Below are 18,125 nucleotides of genomic sequence, written 5' to 3' on the forward strand. Positions count from 1 at the left end.
TGTAGTCATCGGGCAGCGGGTTACGCCTCACGCGTCGGCCGGGGCCGGGCGTACGCGTGCGCGTGCCCGGCACCGGGGTCCGGTGCCGGGCACGCGCGGGGCGAAGCGGTCAGGCGCGGCCCGCCGTCTTCTGGGTCTTGCGGGTGACGGAGTCGATCACGACGGTCGCCAGCAGGACACCACCGGTGATCATGTACTGGATCGGAGTGGCGATGCCTTCGAGGGCCAGGCCGTACTGGATCGAGGTGATCACCATGACGCCGAGGAGCGCGTTCCAGGTGCGGCCGCGGCCGCCGAAGAGGCTGGTGCCGCCGATGACGGCCGCCGCGATGACGTTCATCAGCAGGTCGCCGGCGCCGGCGCTCTGGTTGGCCGCGGCGATCTTGGAGGCCCAGAACAGGCCGCCGACGGCCGCGAACGTACCGGCGATGGCGAAGACCGAGATCCGGACCGCCGTGACGTTGATGCCGGCACGCCGGGACGCCTCGACGCTGCCGCCCAGCGCGAAGACCTTGCGGCCGTACGCGGTGCGGCGGAGTACGAAGTCGGACGCCACCAGGACCAGGAGGAAGAGCAGCACCGCGAGCGGCAGGCCCTTGTACTGGTTGAAGGTGGCCGCGGCGGCGAAGGCCAGGACGGCGAGCAGCGCCGTGCGCAGGACGATCTCGCTGAGCGGCCGGGACGGGACGCCCGCGGCCTCGCGGCGGCGGCTGTCGGTGAAGGAGGAGAGGAAGAAGGCGGCGACGGCGACCACGGCGAGACCGTAGGCGGCGGCGACGTCCGAGAAGTAGTACGTCGTGAGCTGGCCGACCAGGCCGTCGGAGTCCAGGTTGATCGTGCCGTTGCTGCCGAGCAGCTGGAGCATGAAGCCCTGCCAGAACAGCAGGCCGGACAGGGTGACGGCGAAGGCGGGGGCACCGATCCGGGCGAAGAAGAAGCCGTGGATCACGCCGATGAGGGCGCCTCCGACGATCGCGGCGACGATCGCGAGCCATTCGTTGATGCCGTTGGTGACGCTGAGTACGGCGACGATGGCGCCCGAGACACCGCTGACCGAGCCGACCGACAGGTCGATCTCGCCGAGCAGCAGCACGAAGATGATGCCGACGGCCATCATGCCGGTGGCGACCATGGAGACGGCGATGTTGCTGAGGTTGCCCGCGGACAGGAAGTTCGAGTTCAGGCCCTGGAAGATCGCCCAGATGACGATCAGGCCGATGACGACGGGTATGGAGCCCAGGTCGCCGGCGCGCATCTTGCGCTTGAACTCGGAGAGGTAGCCGGCGAAGCCCTGCTCGCGTACGAGCAGCCGCGGGTCGACGGCCGTGACGGCGGCGGGGGCGGGGGCCGGCGCGTCGTCGGCCTTGCCGAGGGGCGTGGAGGTCTTGTCGGTGCTCACTTCTGGACCTCCGCGTTGCGGGCCGCACGACGGGTCACGGCGTTGTCCGTGGCACCGGTGATGGCGGAAATGATCTCTTCCTGCGAGGTGGACGCGACGTCGAAGACGCCGTTGTTGCGGCCCAGCCTCAGGACCGCCACCTTGTCCGCGACGGCCTTGACGTCCGCCATGTTGTGGCTGATGAGGATGACCGCGTGGCCGCGGTCGCGCAGCCGCTCGACGAGGTCGAGGACCTGCGCGGTCTGCTCGACACCGAGAGCAGCGGTCGGCTCGTCGAGGATCACGAGCTTGGGCTCGCCGAGCATGGAGCGGGCGATGGCCACGGTCTGGCGCTGACCGCCGGAGAGCGAGGCGATCGGGATGCGCACGCTCGGGATGCGGATGGACAGCGTGGTGAGGAGCTCGCGGGCGCGGCGCTCCATCTCGACCTCGTCGAGGACGCCGCGCCTGCGGAGCTCCCGGCCGAGGTAGAGGTTGCCCACGACGTCGATGTTGTCGCACAGCGCGAGGTCCTGGTAGACGGTCGCGATGCCGAGGCTCTGGGCGTCGTGGGGCTTGCTGATCTGTACGGCGCTGCCTTCCCACTCGATGACGCCGTCATCGATGGGGTGCACGCCGGCGATCGTCTTGACCAGCGTGGACTTTCCGGCGCCGTTGTCGCCCACCAGGGCGACCACTTCACCGGCGTGGACCTCAAGCTCTACGTCGGTGAGCGCCTGGACGGCACCGAACCGCTTGGAGACCCCTCGCAACGCCAGCACGGGCGTAGCGGACACGTGAACCATCTCCTTCGCCGCCTGACCGGCGGGGATGCCGCGCCGGGGGAAGGCGGCGCGGAGGTCGAGCAGGAAAGTGGGGGTGCGGGGTGTTCTGTCCGGCGCCCGGCCCGAGCTGCGGGGCTGTGGAGGGCGGGGCACCGGACAGGCTTCAGCCGCGGGTGAATCCCGTGAGGAACGGGGGGACTTACTTCAGCCCGAGCTTGTCGCAGGCGGCCTTGTACTTGGGGGTGCAGATCTCGGCGACCGTGTAGATGCCGTCGGCGATGACGGTGTCCTTGATGTTGTCCTGGGTCAGCGAGACGACCGGCACGAGCACGCTCGGGATGCCCTTGACGCTGGCGTTGTCCGCGGTGTCCTTGGCGATGGAGTCGAGCTTCTCGCCCTTGGCCAGTGCGACGGCCATCTCGGCGGCGGCGGCCGCCTCCGGGGCGTACGGCTTGTAGACGCTCATGAACTGCTCACCGGCGACGATGCGCTGCACACCGGCGAGTTCGGCGTCCTGGCCGGTGACCGGCGGGAGCTTGGAGAGGCCGGCGCCCTTGAGGGCGGTGATGATGCCGCCCGCCATGCCGTCGTTGGCGGAGTAGACGCCGTCGATCTTGTCCTTGCCGAGCGCGGAGAGCGCGCCCTCCATGTTGGCGTTGGCGTTCTCCGGCTTCCACTCCTTGGTGTCGTACGACTTCCCGATCTTGACCTTGCCCTCGAGCTCGGCCAGCGCGCCCTTCTTGAAGAGCTTGGCGTTCGGGTCGGTGATGGCGCCGTTCATCATGACGATCTGGGCGTCCTCGGCCTTGTCGCCCAGCGCTTCGAGCAGGGCCTTGCCCTGGACGTGGCCGACCTCTTCGTTGTCGAAGGAGGTGTACGCGTCGATCGGGCCCTCGGCGAGGCGGTCGAAGGCGACGACCGGGATGCCCTCGTCCTTGGCCTTCTTCACGCCGTTGGCGACCGCCTTGGCGTCCACCGCGTCCAGGATCAGCACGTCGACCTTGTTGGTGATCATCGTGTCGATCTGCTGCGTCTGGACGGTGGCGTCCTGCTTGGCGTTGGCGTAGACGACCTCGCCCTTGCCGCCGGTCAGCTCGCTGACCTTCTTCTCGATCAGCGGCTTGTCGAACTTCTCGTAACGCGCGGTCTGATTCTCCGGAAGCAGGAGGCCTATCTTGAGGGCGTCGGTCTTCTTCCCGCCCTCCGACTCCTTGGCTCCTCCTGCCGCGTTCCCGGACTCCTTGGCGCTGCCGCAGGCGGCGAGGGAAACGGCCATCGCGGTGGCGGCCACGGCCACGGCGGCACGACGCATACGCGTGTTCACTTCAGAAACCTCCCTGACGAGGCCGCGTCGTTGCGGCCGAGGTGGCTGGAAGTCAACTCCGCCCGGATGGCAGCGTCAAGGAGTAAATCCTTAACGAGATGACAACGGTGCCATTCGTTATCTAAGTGAAGGCAGGTGCACCCGTCGGCAGGGCACTGTCCAGAAGGGTCGAATCACCCATTTCATTGAGGACGAGCGCGAGCGCGCCCAGGACTTCGGACCGTCCGCCGAGCGCCCCCGGAAGCACCGAGAGCTGCCTGGCCGCACTCGGGATCGCGTACCGCGAGACCGAGTCGCGGATCGGCCCGAGCACCAGCTCACCGGCTTCCGCGAGGTCTCCGCCCAGTACCACCCGGCTGGGATTGAGCAGGTTGCAGAGGTTGGCGACCCCGCTGCCGATGTGGCGGCCGACGTCCCCGATCACCCGGCGGCAGCCCGGGTCGCCCTCGCGCGCGAGCCGGACCACGCGCTCCATGGTCAGATCGTCGCCGTGGCTGGACTGCAGCAGCGGCAGGACGTACCGGGCGGCCGTGAAGGTCTCCAGGCAGCCGCGGTTGCCGCAGCGGCAGACCGGGCCCGACTCGTCGAGCGTGATGTGCCCGATCTCGCCGGCCGTGCCGCCGGGCCCCCGGTAGATCTGGCCACTGATCACCAGGCCGGCGCCGACACCGCTCGCGACCTTGATGTACGCCAGGTCCTTGACCCCGCGCCCGCTCCCCCAGACCAGCTCGCCGAGCGCGCCGAGGTTGGCGTCGTTGTCGACGTACACGGGCACGCCGAGGCGTCCGGCCAGCTCCATGCTCGGGTTGATGCCCTTCCAGCCCGGCAGGATGGACGTCGAGCCGAGCGTGCCGGACTCCACGTCGATCGGACCCGGCACGCCCAGGCCGACGCCGATCACCTTGTCCTGGCTGAGGCCGCTCGCCGCGATCAGCCGCTTGACCAGCTGTTCCGCCCGGTCGAAGCCCTCGGCGGCCGAACCGTCGACGTCCAGCGGCTCGGCCTCCTCGGCGAGCACCTGGTGGGCGAGGTTGCCGACGGCCACGCGCAGGTGCGTATGGCCGAAATCGACGCCGATGACGATGCCGGCGTCGCCGCTGAGCGAGACGCTGCGCGCCCGGCGGCCGCCCGCGGAGGTCGGGGTGACCTCGACGGTCCCGCCGTCCTTCAGCTCGCGGACGATATTGGACACCGTGGCTGCGGAGAGCCCTGTGCTCCTGGCGATCTCTGCCTGGGTGAGCGAACCTGCCATGCGCACGGCACGTACGACCCGCTCCAGGTTGGCCCGGTGCAGTGACGTCTGCGACCCCGGAGTCTCCATTGACTCTCCTCTTTCTCCAACATGTGAACTCTAAGATGAGCCTTTCGGGTTGCCCCCCGTCAAGACCTTGAGCGTGGCAGGAGCCGTGAGGGAACGCCGAACCGCCCGTCGGCGGGGTGCCGGCGGACGGTTCGTACGCGGACGGGGGCAGGGCCCCGCGGCGCTATTTCAGGGCGCCCGCGGTCAGGCCCGAGACGACCTGGCGCTGGAAGACGATGTACGCCGCCAGAACCGGCAGCATCGCCATCACCAGGCCGGCGAAGAGCCCCGACCAGTCGCCCTTGTAGCCCTGGCTGGTCGCGAGCTCGACCAGCCCCTGGGAGAGCACCCGGTTGTCCGGGTCGTTGTTGAGCACCGTCGGCAGCATGTACTGGTTCCACTGCCCCAGGAAGTTGAAGATGCCGACGCTGATGAGGCCGGGCTTGGCCATCGGCAGCATCACCTGGAAGAAGATCCTGGTGTGCGAGGCGCCGTCGATCATCGCCGCTTCCGCCACCGAGGTCGGCAGCGTACGGAAGAAGGAGGTGAGGAAGAAGACGGTGAAGGGCAGCGAGTACGCGATGTAGACGAGGATCAGGCCCGGGAGCGTCTCCAGCATCCCCATGTTCTTCAGTACGTAGAACAGCGGCACCAGGGCCAACATGATCGGGAAGCTCATTCCTCCGACGAAGAGGAAGTAGACGAAGCGGTTCCCGGGGAAGTCGAAGCGCGCGAGGACGTACGCCGCCATGGAGCCCAGCAGCAGCGTGCCGACGAGCGAGCCGCCGACCACGATGATGGTGTTGAAGAAGTAGTCGCTCATGTGCGCTTCGGACCAGGCCCGCGACCAGTTCTCGAAGTGCAGCCTGTCCGGCAGCGAGAACGGCGACTCAAAGATCGACGCGTCGTCCTTGAAGGACGTCATCACGGCCCAGAGCAGCGGCATGACGACCATGAAGGCCCAGAGGACGAGGACGCCGTGCGAGAAGACGTTGAGCGCGCTGCCGGTGACGTCCTTCTTCGGCTTCGCCGGGGCCGGGGCGCCCGCCTTCTCCGGGGAGGGAGGGCTGCTTTCGGTGACGCCTGCGGGCGGGGTGTCAGTGGTCTTCATCAGAACTCCAGCCGCTCACGCCGGCCCACTCGCATGACCAGGGCCGCGAGAGCCAGGGTGATGACGAGCAGGGCCACACCGATCGTTGTCGCATAGCCTGCCTGGCCGTCCCGGAACGCCGTCTGGTAGACGTACAGCACCAGGACGGTCGTCGAGTAGTCGGGGCCGCCGGGGCCCACGGTCATGATCTGGACGACCGCGAAGGACTCCGCGCCCAGGGCGAGGATCCCCATGTAGACCCAGCCCGACTGCACGGTGTCCCAGAGCAGCGGAACGGTGATTTTGAAGAAGGTGGTGATCCGGCTCGCGCCGTCCAGCAGCGCCGCCTCGTAGAAGTCCTTGGGGATGGACGCCATGCCCGCCGAGAAGAGCACCACGAAGAACCCCACGGTGGACCAGACGAGCACCGCCATGACCGCCCAGAGCGCGGTGTCCGGGTCGCCCAGCCACTGCGGCTGCACGCTGTCGAGGCCGATGGCCCTCAGCAGCCCGTTGATCGCGCCCTCGTTCGGGTTGTACGCGAAGGCGAAGAGGACGGCGACGATGGCGATCGAGAGCACCTGCGGGAAGAAGTACGCGATCTTGTAGAAGCCCGAGCCCCGGACTCCCGCGATCGCGGCGCCCTTCCGGCGCCGTCCGCCGACATTGAGCATGAAGGCGAAGAAGAGCGCGAGGCCCAGCGTCACCAGCGGCAGCAGCAGTGCGAAGAGCAGGCTGTGCCCCAGTGAATCCCAGAAGATCTGGTCTTCCAGCATCCGGCTGTAGTTGTCGAAGCCGACCATCTTGAAGTCCGGGCTCAGGCCGGTCCAGTCCGTGAACGAGTAGTAGATGGACTGGATGAACGGCCAGATGACGAAGATTGCGTACAACGCCAACGGGGCCGCCAAAAACCCCACGATGAACCGGTACTTGCCGTGTTGCATGGTTACCGACCCCGATCTTCCGGCGTGTGCCGCCGCTGGTTCCGCGATCTCCCGGGGGCCCGCCCCCGGGCCCCCGGGTTGCTCACTGGTGCTTGTAGTGCTTGATGGACTGGTCCTTGGCCGCCGCGTCGGCGAAGCCCTGGATCTTCTTGATGGTCTCGGCCGGGGTCGCTCGGCCGGCCATCATCTCGCCCAGACCGGCGACACCGATCTGCTCCTTCTGGAGCTTCACGTACCAGTCCTGCAGGCGCGGGTTGACCACGTTCTCGCCGGCCTTCTCCAGGGCGGCGCTGGCGGACTTCAGACCCGGGGTCAGCTCGATGCCCTCGGTGCCGCCGTTGAGCGCGGTCAGGGACTTCACGCTCTGCGTGAAGTTCTTCGACGACGCCTCGCTGAGCATGATGCGCAGCTGCTCCATGCCGCCGTCGGGGTTCTTCGCCGACTTCGGGACGATGAACGGCTCACCGCCGGAGGCCCAGATGGTGCCGAACGGCAGCTTGTCCGAGCTGTCGAGGCCGGAGGGCGCGCCCACGGCGAGCTTGAAGTCGGCCGGCATCGTCTTGGCCGCCTCGTTCTCCACCCACGAGCCGTTCGGGATGAAGAGCGCCTTGCCCTGGGTCCAGGCGGTCTGCGACTGGATGTGGTCGATGCCGGGGGTGCCCTTGAGGATGTAGCCCTTCTTGAAGAGCTCGTAGTACGCCTCGAACGCGGCCTTCACGGCCGGATCGGACCAGGCGTTCGGCTCCAGGTTGTCGATCTTGTCGAGAACCTTGCGGCCGCCGATCTTCGCGATGAACGGGTAGAGCGAGAACGGCAGGTAGTACGGGTGCTTGCCCGCGTACGTCCAGCCCGCGATGCCCTTCTTCTTCGCCTTGGCGCAGAGGGCGAGCATGTCGTCCCAGTTCTCCGGGTACGTCGCGTCGAGCTTCTCCAGCGCCGTCTCGGAGTACCAGACGCCGTAGACCGTGTACGCGTAGTACATGATCCAGACCGGGTCGCCGTCGAACTGGCCCATCTCGACGATGCCGGGCCGCAGCGTCTCGCGGACCGTCTTGCTCGGGTCGTCGACGGAGGCGGCGTCCAGCAGCGGCGTGAGGTCGGTGAGCTGCTTCTTGCCGACGAGGACACCCATGTCCATCTGCTCGGCGCCCGAGTTGTCGATCAGGTCCGGGGGCGTTCCGCCGTTGAACCTCGGCTGCAGCTGCGATCTGATCTTCTGCGTCGAGGAGAACTTGACCTTCGCCTTCGGGTAGGTCTTCTCGTAGACGGCCTTGGCGTCCTCGGCGTACTTGGTTCCGAATCCACCGTCGAAAATGACGATTTCGAGCGGCGCGCTCTCATTGACACCCAGCGGGTTCTTCTCGGTCTTCTTGCCCTTTTCGACCTTCTCGTCGCCGCCGCTGTCGCCGCTCGCGCAGGCGGACAGGAAGCTCACCGTCGGAACGGTGATCAGACCGAGTGCGGCAGACCGCTTGATCAGATCGCGACGGCCAAGGCCCTCATTGTTGTGGGCGGAGGTGGATCCCATGCTCAAGTCCTCGCCTTCTCCAGGACTCAGGCGGTGTACCGGTCGCCCGTACTTATCTCGCCTAGGCGAAGGGCCCCGCCACCGCAGTCAAATGACGCTGGGTCGTGCTGAGTTGCAGAAGGTACGGACATAGCGTTCGGCAACCACCGCAGCAGCTTCCCCCACCGGTCCCCGCCCCCCTGGCCCGCGGCCGCGAAACGGCGGTGCAGACGCCGACAGGTATAGTCCACTTCACATCAACTGGGCAAGATCGAAAGCAAGTTTGGGCGGCAGTCTTTCCCTAGTTGAGACCTCACGGATACGTGGGGCGCGCACGCGGTCGCCCGCGTGACCGCGCGGGCGCGGCGCACCCCCTTCACCCCCCCTTTCACTTGCAACACCCTTGACACCATCGGCGACTTGGCTCCCTACTGGGTCTCATGCACTGCCCATGACAACGTTGTCCAAGGGGAGGAAAAGTCCGGGATGCAGCACATACCTCGGTACGCACCACGCCATACGGCGGCCGCCGTCGCGGCGACCGCCCTGCTGCTGGTCGTCACGGCCCCTTCCGCGGCCGTCGCCCAGCCCGCCCGACCGCAGGAGCAGGAGCGCAGGTTCAGCTCCTCCTTCGAGGCCGGCGAGCCCGAGCCGGACTGGCGCAACACCGTAGAGACCGGGCCCGGCGGCGAGAAGCGCTCCTCGGGGGTCGACGGCGGATACAGCGCCGGGATTCCGGGCAATGTGACCGACCGCGTCGTCGAGCTGCGCGCCAGCGGTGAGAACACCGGCGGCGGAGAGGTCAAGGAGAACCTCGTCGACGTCCAGTCCGCCACCAAGTGGCTGGCCTTCGAGCCGACCGCCTGGATCGAGTTCGACCTGGACGAACCGGTCAAGCTCGTGAAATACGCCCTCACTTCGGCCAACGATCACGCGGAGCGCGACCCGAAGGACTGGACGCTCAAGGGGTCCGCCGACGGCGAGGAGTGGAAGGTCCTGGACACCCGCGAGGGGCAGACCTTCACGAAGCGCTTCGAGACGAAGACCTACGCTTTCGAGAACGGCACGGCGTACGCGCACTACCGTCTCGAAATCACCCGCAACAACGGCGCCTCGGACGCCACCCAGCTCGCGGACGTTCAGTTCTCGAACGGTGACACCTCCGTGCCCGCCCCGGACGACATGCGCAGCCAGGTCGACCGCGGGCCCTCGGGCTCCCCCACCGCCAAGGCGGGCGCGGGTTTCACGGGAAAGCGGGCGCTGCGGTACGCCGGCACGCACAAGCCGCAGGGCCGGGCGTACTCGTACAACAAGGTCTTCGACGTCGACACGCGCGTCACGCGGGACACCGAGCTGTCGTACCGGGTCTTCCCCGCCCTCCCGGAGACCGACCTCAACTACCCCGCCACCCATGTGTCGGTCGACCTGGCCTTCACGGACGGCACCTATCTGAGTGATCTGCGCGCCCTCGACCAGCACGGCGCGGTCCTGTCCCCGCAGGGCCAGGGTGCCTCCAAGACGCTGTACGTCAACCAGTGGAACCACAAGGCCTCACGGATCGGCGCGGTCGCGGCCGGCAGGACCGTCGACCGGGTGCTGGTGGCGTACGACTCCCCGAAGGGGCCGGCGAAGTTCAGCGGCTGGGTCGACGACATCACCCTCGCCCCCAAGGCGCCGGAGAAGCGTCTCGCCCGCCTCTCCGACTACGTGTCGACCACCCGCGGCACCCACTCCAGCGGCGCCTTCTCGCGCGGCAACAACATCCCCGCCACCGCGGTCCCGCACGGCTTCAACTTCTGGACGCCGGTGACCAACGCGGCCTCCACCAGCTGGCTCTACGACTACGCCCGCGGCAACAACAGCGACAACCTCCCCACCATCCAGGCGTTCAGCGCGAGCCACGAGCCGAGCCCGTGGATGGGCGACCGCCAGACGTTCCAGCTGATGCCGTCCGCCGCCGCGGGCACCCCGGACGCCGCCCGCAAGGCCCGCGCCCTGCCCTTCCGGCACGACAACGAGACCGCCAAGGCGCACGAGTACGGCGTCACCTTCGAGAACGGCCTGAGGGCCGAGATGACGCCGACCGACCACGCGGCGATGATGCGGTTCACCTATCCCGGTGACGACGCGAGCGTCATCTTCGACAACGTGTCGAACGACGGCGGTCTCACCCTCGACCCGGCGACCCGCTCCTTCACCGGTTTCTCGGACGTCAAGAGCGGCCTGTCCACCGGCGCCACCAGGCTCTTCGTGTACGGCGTCTTCGACGCGCCGGTCACCGCGGGCGGCAAGCTCACCGGCGGCGGGGGCGGCAGCGCCGACGACGTCACCGGCTATCTCCGCTTCGAACCGGGTGCCGACCGCCAGGTGACGCTGCGCCTGGCGACCTCGCTCATCAGCGTGGACCAGGCGAAGAAGAACCTCGCCGACGAGATCCCGGCGGGCACCCGCTTCGAGCGCGTCAAGGACCGGGCGCAGAAAGCGTGGGACGACCTCCTCGGCCGCGTCGAGGTCGAGGGCGCGAGCCACGACCAGCTGACGACCCTCTACTCCAGCCTCTACCGGCTGTACCTGTATCCGAACTCCGGTTTCGAGAACACCGGCACCAGGGCCCGCCCCAGGCAGCAGTACGCCAGTCCCTTCTCGAAGCAGACCGGCCCGGACACCCCGACCCACACCGGCGCGAAGATCGTCGACGGCGAGGTGTACGTCAACAACGGCTTCTGGGACACCTACCGGACGACCTGGCCGGCGTACTCCTTCCTCACCCCCGGGAAGGCCGGCAAGCTCGTCGACGGCTTCGTCCAGCAGTACAAGGACGGCGGCTGGATCTCCCGCTGGTCGTCCCCCGGTTACGCCGACCTGATGACCGGCACCTCCTCCGACGTGGCCTTCGCCGACGCGTACGTCAAGGGCGTCGGCTTCGACGCCGGGGCGGCGTACGAGGCGGCTCTCAAGAACGCCACCGTGGTACCGCCCTCCTCGGGCGTGGGCCGCAAGGGCATGGAGACCTCCCCCTTCCTGGGGTACGCCTCCACCAGGACCCACGAGGGTCTCTCCTGGTCCCTGGAGGGCTACCTCAACGACTACGGCCTCGCGAAGATGGGCGAGAAGCTCTACGCGAAGACGAAGAAGGCGCGCTACAAGGAGGAGTCGGAGTACTTCCTGAACCGCGCCCGCAACTACGTCAAGCTCTTCGACGGCGAGGCCGGCTTCTTCCAGGGCCGCGACCTCAAGGGCGACTGGCGGGTCCCGTCCGAGCAGTACGACCCGCGCGTGTGGGGGTACGACTACACCGAGACCAACGGCTGGGGCTACGCCTTCACCGCGCCCCAGGACTCCCGCGGCCTCACCAACCTCTACGGCGGCCGCGCCGGCCTCGGCGACAAGCTCGACCGCTACTTCTCCACCCCGGAGACGGCGGCCCCCGAGTTCACCGGCTCGTACGGCGGCGTCATCCACGAGATGACGGAGGCGCGCGACGTGCGGATGGGCATGTACGGGCACAGCAACCAGGTGGCCCACCACGCGACGTACATGTACAACGCCGCCTCGCAGCCCTGGAAGACGCAGGAGAAGGTCCGCGAGGTCCTCTCCCGCCTCTACACCGGCAGCGAGATCGGCCAGGGCTACCACGGCGACGAGGACAACGGCGAACAGTCGGCCTGGTACCTCTTCTCCGCGCTCGGCTTCTACCCGCTGGTCATGGGCAGCGGCGAGTACGCGATCGGCTCGCCGCTCTTCACCAAGGCGACCGTCCACCTGGAGAACGGCCGCGACCTGGTGGTCAGGGCCCCGAAGAACAGCGCGAAGAACATCTACGTCCAGGGCCTGAAGGTCAACGGCAAGCCGTGGAAGTCGACGGCGCTGCCGCACGACCTGCTGGCACGGGGCGGCACGCTGGAGTTCGACATGGGCCCCGAGCCGTCCTCGTGGGGTACGGGCAAGAAGGCCGCACCGGTCTCCATCACGAAGGACGACAAGGTGCCGTCGCCGCGCGGCGACGCGATCACGGGCTCCGGTCCGCTGTTCGACAACTCGTCGGACACGAACGCGCAGTTCGAGAGCCTCGACCTGCCGGTGAAGCCGGACACCCGCGCCCTCCAGTACACCCTCACCTCCTCGGACCGCGCCGAGGCCCCTCGGGGCTGGGTGCTCCAGGGCTCGCGGGACGGTGAGAAGTGGAGGGACCTCGACAGGCGTACGGGAGAGTCCTTCGCCTGGGACCACCAGACCCGCGTCTTCACCGTCGCCCGCCCGCACGGGTACGAGAAGTACCGGCTGGTACCGGACGGACCGGCGACCCTCGCCGAGGTGGAACTTCTGGGGTGACCCGGGGCAGGGGGGAGGAACGGCCCGGCGGCCGGTCCTCCCCCTGCCACACGCCCGCCAAGGCGCTGCAATCGTTCGTGTGCGCAGTGTCACTGCGGACGGCTACGCTCGGTGTGCGCGCAAGGAGCGTGGCCCATGCCTCAGCCCAAGGACCTTGACCCGTACACCGACCCGAGGTCGTTCTACGGCTCGGAACTGCGCCGCCTGCGCGAAGCCGGTGGCCACTCGCAGGAGCAGCTCGGCGAGCAGGTCTTCTGCTCCGGTGCGTACATCGGCCAGTTGGAGGGCGCGACGCGGCGGCCTCAATTCGACCTGTCGAAGATGCTCGACGGCGTGCTGGGAAGTGGTGAGCACCTTCAGCGCCTGTGCCGCCTCGCGCGCAAGTCCAAGGTCGCGAAGTACTTCGCCGACGCGGCGGACTTGCAGCAGCGGGCGACGGCGATCAGCGAGTACGGGTCGATGCTGGTTCCGGGCCTGTTGCAGACGGAGGGTTACGCGCGGGCACTGACCCGTGGCGCCCACCCGTTCGCCGCGCAGTCGGTGATCGAGGGGCACGTCACCACCAGGATGGAACGGGCGCAACTGCTCGACTCGCCCACAACGCCGGTGTTCTGGGTGATCACCCACGAGGCCATGCTCCGCGTGCCGGTCGGCGGTCCCGCCGTCATGCACGGTCAGCTCACGCATCTCCTCAAGGCGGCGCACGCACGGCCCCATGTCGTGCTCCAGGTCATGCCCTTCAGCGCCGGGCCGCATCCCTTCCTGGAGAGCAGCGTGTCCCTGATGGACTTCACCGACGAGCCGCCCGTCGTGTACACCGAAGGCGCCTATACCGGCCAACTCGTCGAGGAACCCGCCCTGGTCGCCCAGTTCCGATCGGCCTACGATCTGGCCAGGGCCGCCGCGCTGTCGCCGGAGGCGTCCCTGGCCCTGATCGAGTCGGCGGCGAAGGACTACACCACACATGAACACCACACCTGACCTGAGCACAGTCGCGTGGCGCAAGTCCTCGTACAGCAACGGCGACGGGGGCAACTGCGTCGAGGTCGCCGACGACTGCCCCGGCGGCGTCATACCCGTCCGCGACAGCAAGACCGCGCCCGGGGGCCCCGCGCTCGTGTTCCGGGCCGGGGGCTGGGCGCCCTTCGTCACCGCCGTCGGGAACGGCGCGCTCTGACCGCACGGGTATCGCAGAAGGGCCGCACCCCGTCGCCGGGATGCGGCCCTTCTGCGTCATGCGATGGCGACTAGCTGCGGATCAGGGACCGCAGCACGTACTGCAGGATGCCGCCGTTGCGGTAGTAGTCCGCCTCGCCCGGGGTGTCGATGCGCAGCTTCGCGTCGAACTCCACGTCGCCCGCCTTGACGTGCAGGGTCTCCGGGATGCCACCGTCGTTGAGGCCGGTGACACCGGTGATCTCGAAGGTCTCCTCGCCGGTCAGACCCAGCGAGGCCGCCGAGGCGCCCTCCGGGTACTGGAGCGGAAGGACGCCCATGCCGATCAGGTTCGAGCGGTGGATGCGCTCGTACGACTCGGCGATGACGGCCTTGACGCCGAGCAGCGCGGTGCCCTTGGCCGCCCAGTCGCGGGACGAGCCCGAGCCGTACTCCTTGCCCGCCAGGATGACCAGCGGGACGCCGGCGGCCTGGTAGTTCTGCGAGGCGTCGTAGATGTACGACACCGGACCGCCGTCCTGGGTGAAGTCGCGGGTGAAGCCGCCTTCCGTACCCGGCGCGATCTGGTTGCGCAGGCGGATGTTGGCGAACGTGCCGCGGATCATGACCTCGTGGTTGCCGCGGCGCGAGCCGTAGCTGTTGAAGTCGCGGCGCTCGACGCCGTGCTCCGTGAGGTACTTGCCGGCCGGGGTGTCGGCCTTGATGGCGCCGGCCGGGGAGATGTGGTCGGTGGTGACCGAGTCACCCAGCTTGGCGAGCACGCGCGCACCGGCGATGTCCTCGACCGGGGTCGTCTCCATCGTCATGCCCTCGAAGTACGGGGGCTTGCGGACGTACGTCGACTCGCTGTCCCACTCGAAGGTGTCGCCGGTCGGGATCGGCAGCGCCTGCCACTGGGCGTCACCCGCGAAGACGTCCTGGTAGGACTTGTTGAACATGTCCTCGCCGATGGCGTTCGCCACGACGTCGTTGACCTCGGCCTCGGTGGGCCAGATGTCCTGGAGGTAGACCGGCTTGCCCTCGGTGTCGGTGCCGAGCGCGTCCTTGGTGATGTCCACCCGCATGGAGCCCGCGAGGGCGTACGCGACGACCAGCGGCGGGGAGGCCAGGTAGTTCATCTTGACGTCGGGGTTGATGCGGCCCTCGAAGTTGCGGTTGCCCGAGAGGACCGACGTGACCGCGAGGTCGTTGTCGTTGACGGCCTTGGAGACCTCCTCGGGCAGCGGGCCCGAGTTGCCGATGCAGGTGGTGCAGCCGTAGCCGACGAGGTTGAAGCCGACCTTGTCGAGGTAGGGGGTCAGACCCGCCTTGTCGAAGTAGTCGGTGACGACCTTCGAGCCCGGGGCGAGGGTGGTCTTGACCCACGGCTTGCGGGTCAGGCCCTTCTCGACCGCCTTCTTGGCCACCAGCGCGGCGGCGACCATGACGTACGGGTTCGAGGTGTTGGTGCAGGAGGTGATGGCCGCGACCGTCACGGCGCCGTGGTCCAGCTCGTACGTCGAACCGTCGGGGGCGGTGACCGTGACCGGGTTCGACGGGACCGCGCCGCCCGTGGCGTCGCCGTGCTGCGGGGCACCGGCGCCGTTGTCGTCGTGGCCGTAGGCCGGGGCGTCGGAGGCCGGGAAGGACTCGGAGCTCGCCTCGTCGACCGGGGAGGCCACACCGTGCGGCTGCTCCTGCTGGGGGACGCCCGGCTTGCGGTCGTCGCCGCCGGTCACGCCCGCCTCGACGTAGTTGAGTACGTCGATCTTGAACTGCTCGGCGGCGTTGGCGAGGACGATACGGTCCTGCGGACGCTTCGGGCCGGCGATCGACGGGACGACCGTCGAGAGGTCGAGCTCCAGCTTCTCGGAGAAGTCGGGCTCGGCGGCCGGGTCGAGCCAGAGGCCCTGCTCCTTGGCGTACGCCTCGACGAGCGCGACCTGCTGGGCGTCGCGGCCGGTCAGGCGCAGGTACTTCAGCGTCTCGTCGTCGATCGGGAAGATCGCGGCGGTGGAGCCGAACTCCGGCGACATGTTGCCGATGGTGGCGCGGTTCGCCAGCGAGGTGGCGGCGACGCCCTCGCCGTAGAACTCGACGAACTTGCCGACGACGCCGTGCTTGCGGAGCATCTCGGTGATGGTCAGCACGAGGTCGGTGGCGGTGGTGCCGGCCGGCAGCTCGCCGGTCAGCTTGAAGCCGACGACGCGCGGGATGAGCATGGAGACCGGCTGGCCGAGCATCGCGGCCTCGGCCTCGATGCCGCCGACGCCCCAGCCGAGCACGCCGAGGCCGTTGACCATGGTGGTGTGCGAGTCGGTGCCGACGAGGGTGTCGGGGTACGCCTGGCCGTTACGGACCATGACCGTGCGGGCCAGGTGCTCGATGTTGACCTGGTGGACGATGCCGGTGCCCGGGGGACGACCTTGAACTCGTCGAAGGCGGTCTGGCCCCAGCGCAGGAACTGGTAGCGCTCCTTGTTGCGGCCGTACTCCAGCTCGACGTTCTGCTGGAAGGCGTTGGACGTACCGAACTTGTCGGCGATGACGGAGTGATCGATGACCAGCTCGGCCGGGGCCAGCGGGTTGATCTTCGCCGGGTCGCCGCCGAGCTCCTTGACGGCCTCGCGCATGGTGGCGAGGTCGACGACACAGGGCACGCCGGTGAAGTCCTGCATGATCACGCGGGCGGGCGTGAACTGGATCTCCTGGCTGGGCTGGGCCTGCGAGTCCCAGCCGCCGATCGCCCGGATGTGGTCGGCGGTGATGTTCGCGCCGTCCTCGGTGCGGAGCAGGTTCTCCAGCAGCACCTTCAGGCTGTAAGGGAGGCGCGCGGAGCCCTCGACCTTGTCCAGCTTGAAGATCTCGTACGACTCGTCGCCCACGCGCAGCGTGCTGCGGGCGTCGAAGCTGTTCGCCGACACGACAGTCTCCTTCTTCAATGTGCGCGTTTCTACCGCATCCTGCCGCCACGCCCCCCTGGCCATCCGCTAAGGTAAGACTTAGTTAGGTCACCCTTACCGGTCGGCGGCTGCGGTACGCCTTCGGCAGATATCTCGATGTCGAGATAACTCTAGTACATGGCCGTGGCCCGGTCATGTCCGGAGGGCGGGCGGACACGCGTGCGGGCTGCGCGTCGCGGCCGGAGCGGGGCGCCCGGCGGCCCGCGCTGCCGTCGGTGAACCAATGAGGATGCGGCTGCTCCCCCGCCCCTGCCGGGAGGCGGGGGAGCAGGCCCGGCCGCCAGGAGACCGGTGGGCCCTGCCCCAGAGGGCCGGTGAACCCTGCTCGATGCGGCGCAGCACCGGTGCGAGCCGGTCGGTCCCGCCGCTGCTCCGGAGCTGCCGTTCGTCCCACCAGGTGGCACCTGCGTCGATCAGCGGGCCGACCAGGTCGCGCGCCTTGGCCGCGCCGGCGGGGCTGACGCCGCCGAGGACGATCTCGAAGGGGCCGGTGTGCCGTTCGTCGCGGTGTCGGCGGACACAGGAGACGAGGTCACGGACCTGGTCGGTCGGCGGAGCATGTCCGTGCCTGGCGGAGTCGGACAACGGGACCGCGCCGTCCCAGCGGGCGGCTCGGCGCATCGGCGGGCGGTTCGGCCGGAACCCGGCGCCCCAGACCGGCGGGCGGGGCCGTTGCACCGGGGCGGGCAGCAGGGTCGCGTCCCGGACCCGGCAGTGCCGCCCGTGACGGTTCACCGGCTCCCCCGACCAGTAGCGCCGCAACAGGTCCAGGCCCTCGTCCAGGCGCTCGGCGAGCACGACGGGGTCGGTCGGCTCGCCGAAGCTGCCGAACTCGTCCTCGATCGGCCCGCCCAGGCCCGTACCGAAAATCACCCCTCTGCCGCTGAGCGCGTCCAGGGTGGCCACCTGGCGGGCGAGCTGCTGCGGGCGACCGGAGTGACCGGGGTGATCAGCCTGGTCCGGGAGGTCGCCAACGCCGCAGCGGTCAGCGGCATCCAGGGGTCCCCGAAGGCCCGGCCCCGGCGCAGGGTCCTGTCATGCGCCACGTGGTCCCCGACGAACAGCCCGTCCCAGCCCGCCTGTTCGGCCGCCGCGGCCACCGCCGCGACCGTCCTGGCATCGGCGAAGTCCCCGAAGTCCGGAATGTTGACCGAAAAGCGCATCCCCGCATACCGCTCCGCCACGGCGGTCACGGCATTCGAAAAACAGCGGCCCCGCGGTGAACTTTCGGGAACCGCTCGGCCTGGCGCCGTACGCCGGCCGGCGCCTCGGCGCGCCGTGTCACCGGTAGTCGGGAAAACTTGACGGCAGGTGTCAGGTATGGGCGGAAGCATCTCCGTCGAACCAC

General features: G+C 68.7%; 10 protein-coding genes and 2 pseudogenes. 3 read left to right on the plus strand and 9 right to left on the minus strand.

Annotated elements, in window-relative coordinates; all coding sequences use genetic code 11:
* Positions 1-109: 109 nt before the first annotated feature.
* The 7 genes from BN1555_RS06420 to ngcE all read right to left on the minus strand — a co-directional run bounded on the left by BN1555_RS06420 (position 110) and on the right by ngcE (position 8,349).
* Complete coding sequence (locus BN1555_RS06420) at positions 110-1,399, minus strand: sugar ABC transporter permease (protein ID WP_093798479.1); 1,290 nt, start codon at positions 1,397-1,399, stop codon at positions 110-112.
* On the minus strand, positions 1,396-2,184 hold the full coding sequence (locus BN1555_RS06425; RefSeq protein WP_093798480.1) for an ATP-binding cassette domain-containing protein: 789 nt from the start codon (positions 2,182-2,184) through the stop codon (positions 1,396-1,398). The genes BN1555_RS06420 and BN1555_RS06425 overlap by 4 nt, the downstream gene beginning before the upstream one ends.
* A 178-nt stretch (positions 2,185-2,362) precedes the next feature.
* Positions 2,363-3,487 (minus strand): sugar ABC transporter substrate-binding protein, encoded by a 1,125-nt coding sequence (locus BN1555_RS06430; protein ID WP_255305908.1) that lies wholly within the window; start codon positions 3,485-3,487, stop codon positions 2,363-2,365.
* A 121-nt stretch (positions 3,488-3,608) separates the two neighbouring features.
* Positions 3,609-4,808, minus strand: a complete 1,200-nt coding sequence (locus BN1555_RS06435) for an ROK family transcriptional regulator (protein ID WP_093798481.1) — start codon at positions 4,806-4,808, stop codon at positions 3,609-3,611.
* A 163-nt stretch (positions 4,809-4,971) separates the two neighbouring features.
* The gene (locus BN1555_RS06440; protein ID WP_093798482.1) at positions 4,972-5,898 is read right to left on the minus strand and encodes a carbohydrate ABC transporter permease; all 927 of its coding nucleotides are present in this window, start codon (positions 5,896-5,898) and stop codon (positions 4,972-4,974) included.
* The gene (locus tag BN1555_RS06445; protein WP_093798483.1) at positions 5,898-6,821 is read right to left on the minus strand and encodes a carbohydrate ABC transporter permease; all 924 of its coding nucleotides are present in this window, start codon (positions 6,819-6,821) and stop codon (positions 5,898-5,900) included. Before BN1555_RS06445 ends, BN1555_RS06440 begins: the two co-directional genes overlap by 1 nt.
* A gap of 82 nt (positions 6,822-6,903) precedes the next feature.
* On the minus strand, positions 6,904-8,349 hold the full coding sequence (gene ngcE / locus BN1555_RS06450) for an N-acetylglucosamine/diacetylchitobiose ABC transporter substrate-binding protein (RefSeq protein ID WP_093798484.1): 1,446 nt from the start codon (positions 8,347-8,349) through the stop codon (positions 6,904-6,906).
* A 465-nt stretch (positions 8,350-8,814) separates the two neighbouring features.
* Between ngcE and BN1555_RS06455 the strand changes: the two genes are divergently transcribed.
* From BN1555_RS06455 to BN1555_RS06465, 3 genes are all read left to right on the plus strand, one after another.
* On the plus strand, positions 8,815-12,660 hold the full coding sequence (locus BN1555_RS06455; RefSeq protein WP_093798485.1) for a GH92 family glycosyl hydrolase: 3,846 nt from the start codon (positions 8,815-8,817) through the stop codon (positions 12,658-12,660).
* A 135-nt stretch (positions 12,661-12,795) separates the two neighbouring features.
* Positions 12,796-13,641: a helix-turn-helix domain-containing protein gene (locus tag BN1555_RS06460; protein WP_093798486.1), complete on the plus strand. Its 846-nt coding sequence runs from the start codon at positions 12,796-12,798 to the stop codon at positions 13,639-13,641.
* Entirely contained in the window at positions 13,625-13,837 is a 213-nt protein-coding gene (locus tag BN1555_RS06465; RefSeq protein ID WP_093798487.1) for a DUF397 domain-containing protein, read from the plus strand. Before BN1555_RS06460 ends, BN1555_RS06465 begins: the two co-directional genes overlap by 17 nt.
* A 70-nt stretch (positions 13,838-13,907) precedes the next feature.
* Here BN1555_RS06465 and BN1555_RS06470 read toward each other — a convergent pair.
* Positions 13,908-16,738: pseudogene (locus tag BN1555_RS06470) on the minus strand (aconitate hydratase).
* Between the two features lie 345 nt (positions 16,739-17,083).
* Positions 17,084-17,940, minus strand: a pseudogene (locus BN1555_RS06475) (LLM class flavin-dependent oxidoreductase); the annotation flags it as partial.
* Positions 17,941-18,125: the final 185 nt, after the last annotated feature.

The sequence above is a fragment of the Streptomyces sp. Wb2n-11 genome (assembly GCF_001049855.1).
Classification (GTDB): Bacteria; Actinomycetota; Actinomycetes; order Streptomycetales; family Streptomycetaceae; genus Streptomyces; species Streptomyces altiplanensis.

Coding starts and splice junctions, on each gene's coding strand:
- BN1555_RS06455 (WP_093798485.1), top strand. CDS start 8,815: ATGCAGCACATACCTCGGTACGCACCACGCCATACGGCGGCCGCCGTC.
- BN1555_RS06445 (WP_093798483.1), bottom strand. CDS start 6,821: ATGCAACACGGCAAGTACCGGTTCATCGTGGGGTTTTTGGCGGCCCCG.
- BN1555_RS06435 (WP_093798481.1), bottom strand. CDS start 4,808: ATGGAGACTCCGGGGTCGCAGACGTCACTGCACCGGGCCAACCTGGAG.
- BN1555_RS06465 (WP_093798487.1), top strand. CDS start 13,625: ATGAACACCACACCTGACCTGAGCACAGTCGCGTGGCGCAAGTCCTCG.
- BN1555_RS06440 (WP_093798482.1), bottom strand. CDS start 5,898: ATGAAGACCACTGACACCCCGCCCGCAGGCGTCACCGAAAGCAGCCCT.
- BN1555_RS06460 (WP_093798486.1), top strand. CDS start 12,796: ATGCCTCAGCCCAAGGACCTTGACCCGTACACCGACCCGAGGTCGTTC.
- ngcE (WP_093798484.1), bottom strand. CDS start 8,349: ATGGGATCCACCTCCGCCCACAACAATGAGGGCCTTGGCCGTCGCGAT.
- BN1555_RS06425 (WP_093798480.1), bottom strand. CDS start 2,184: ATGGTTCACGTGTCCGCTACGCCCGTGCTGGCGTTGCGAGGGGTCTCC.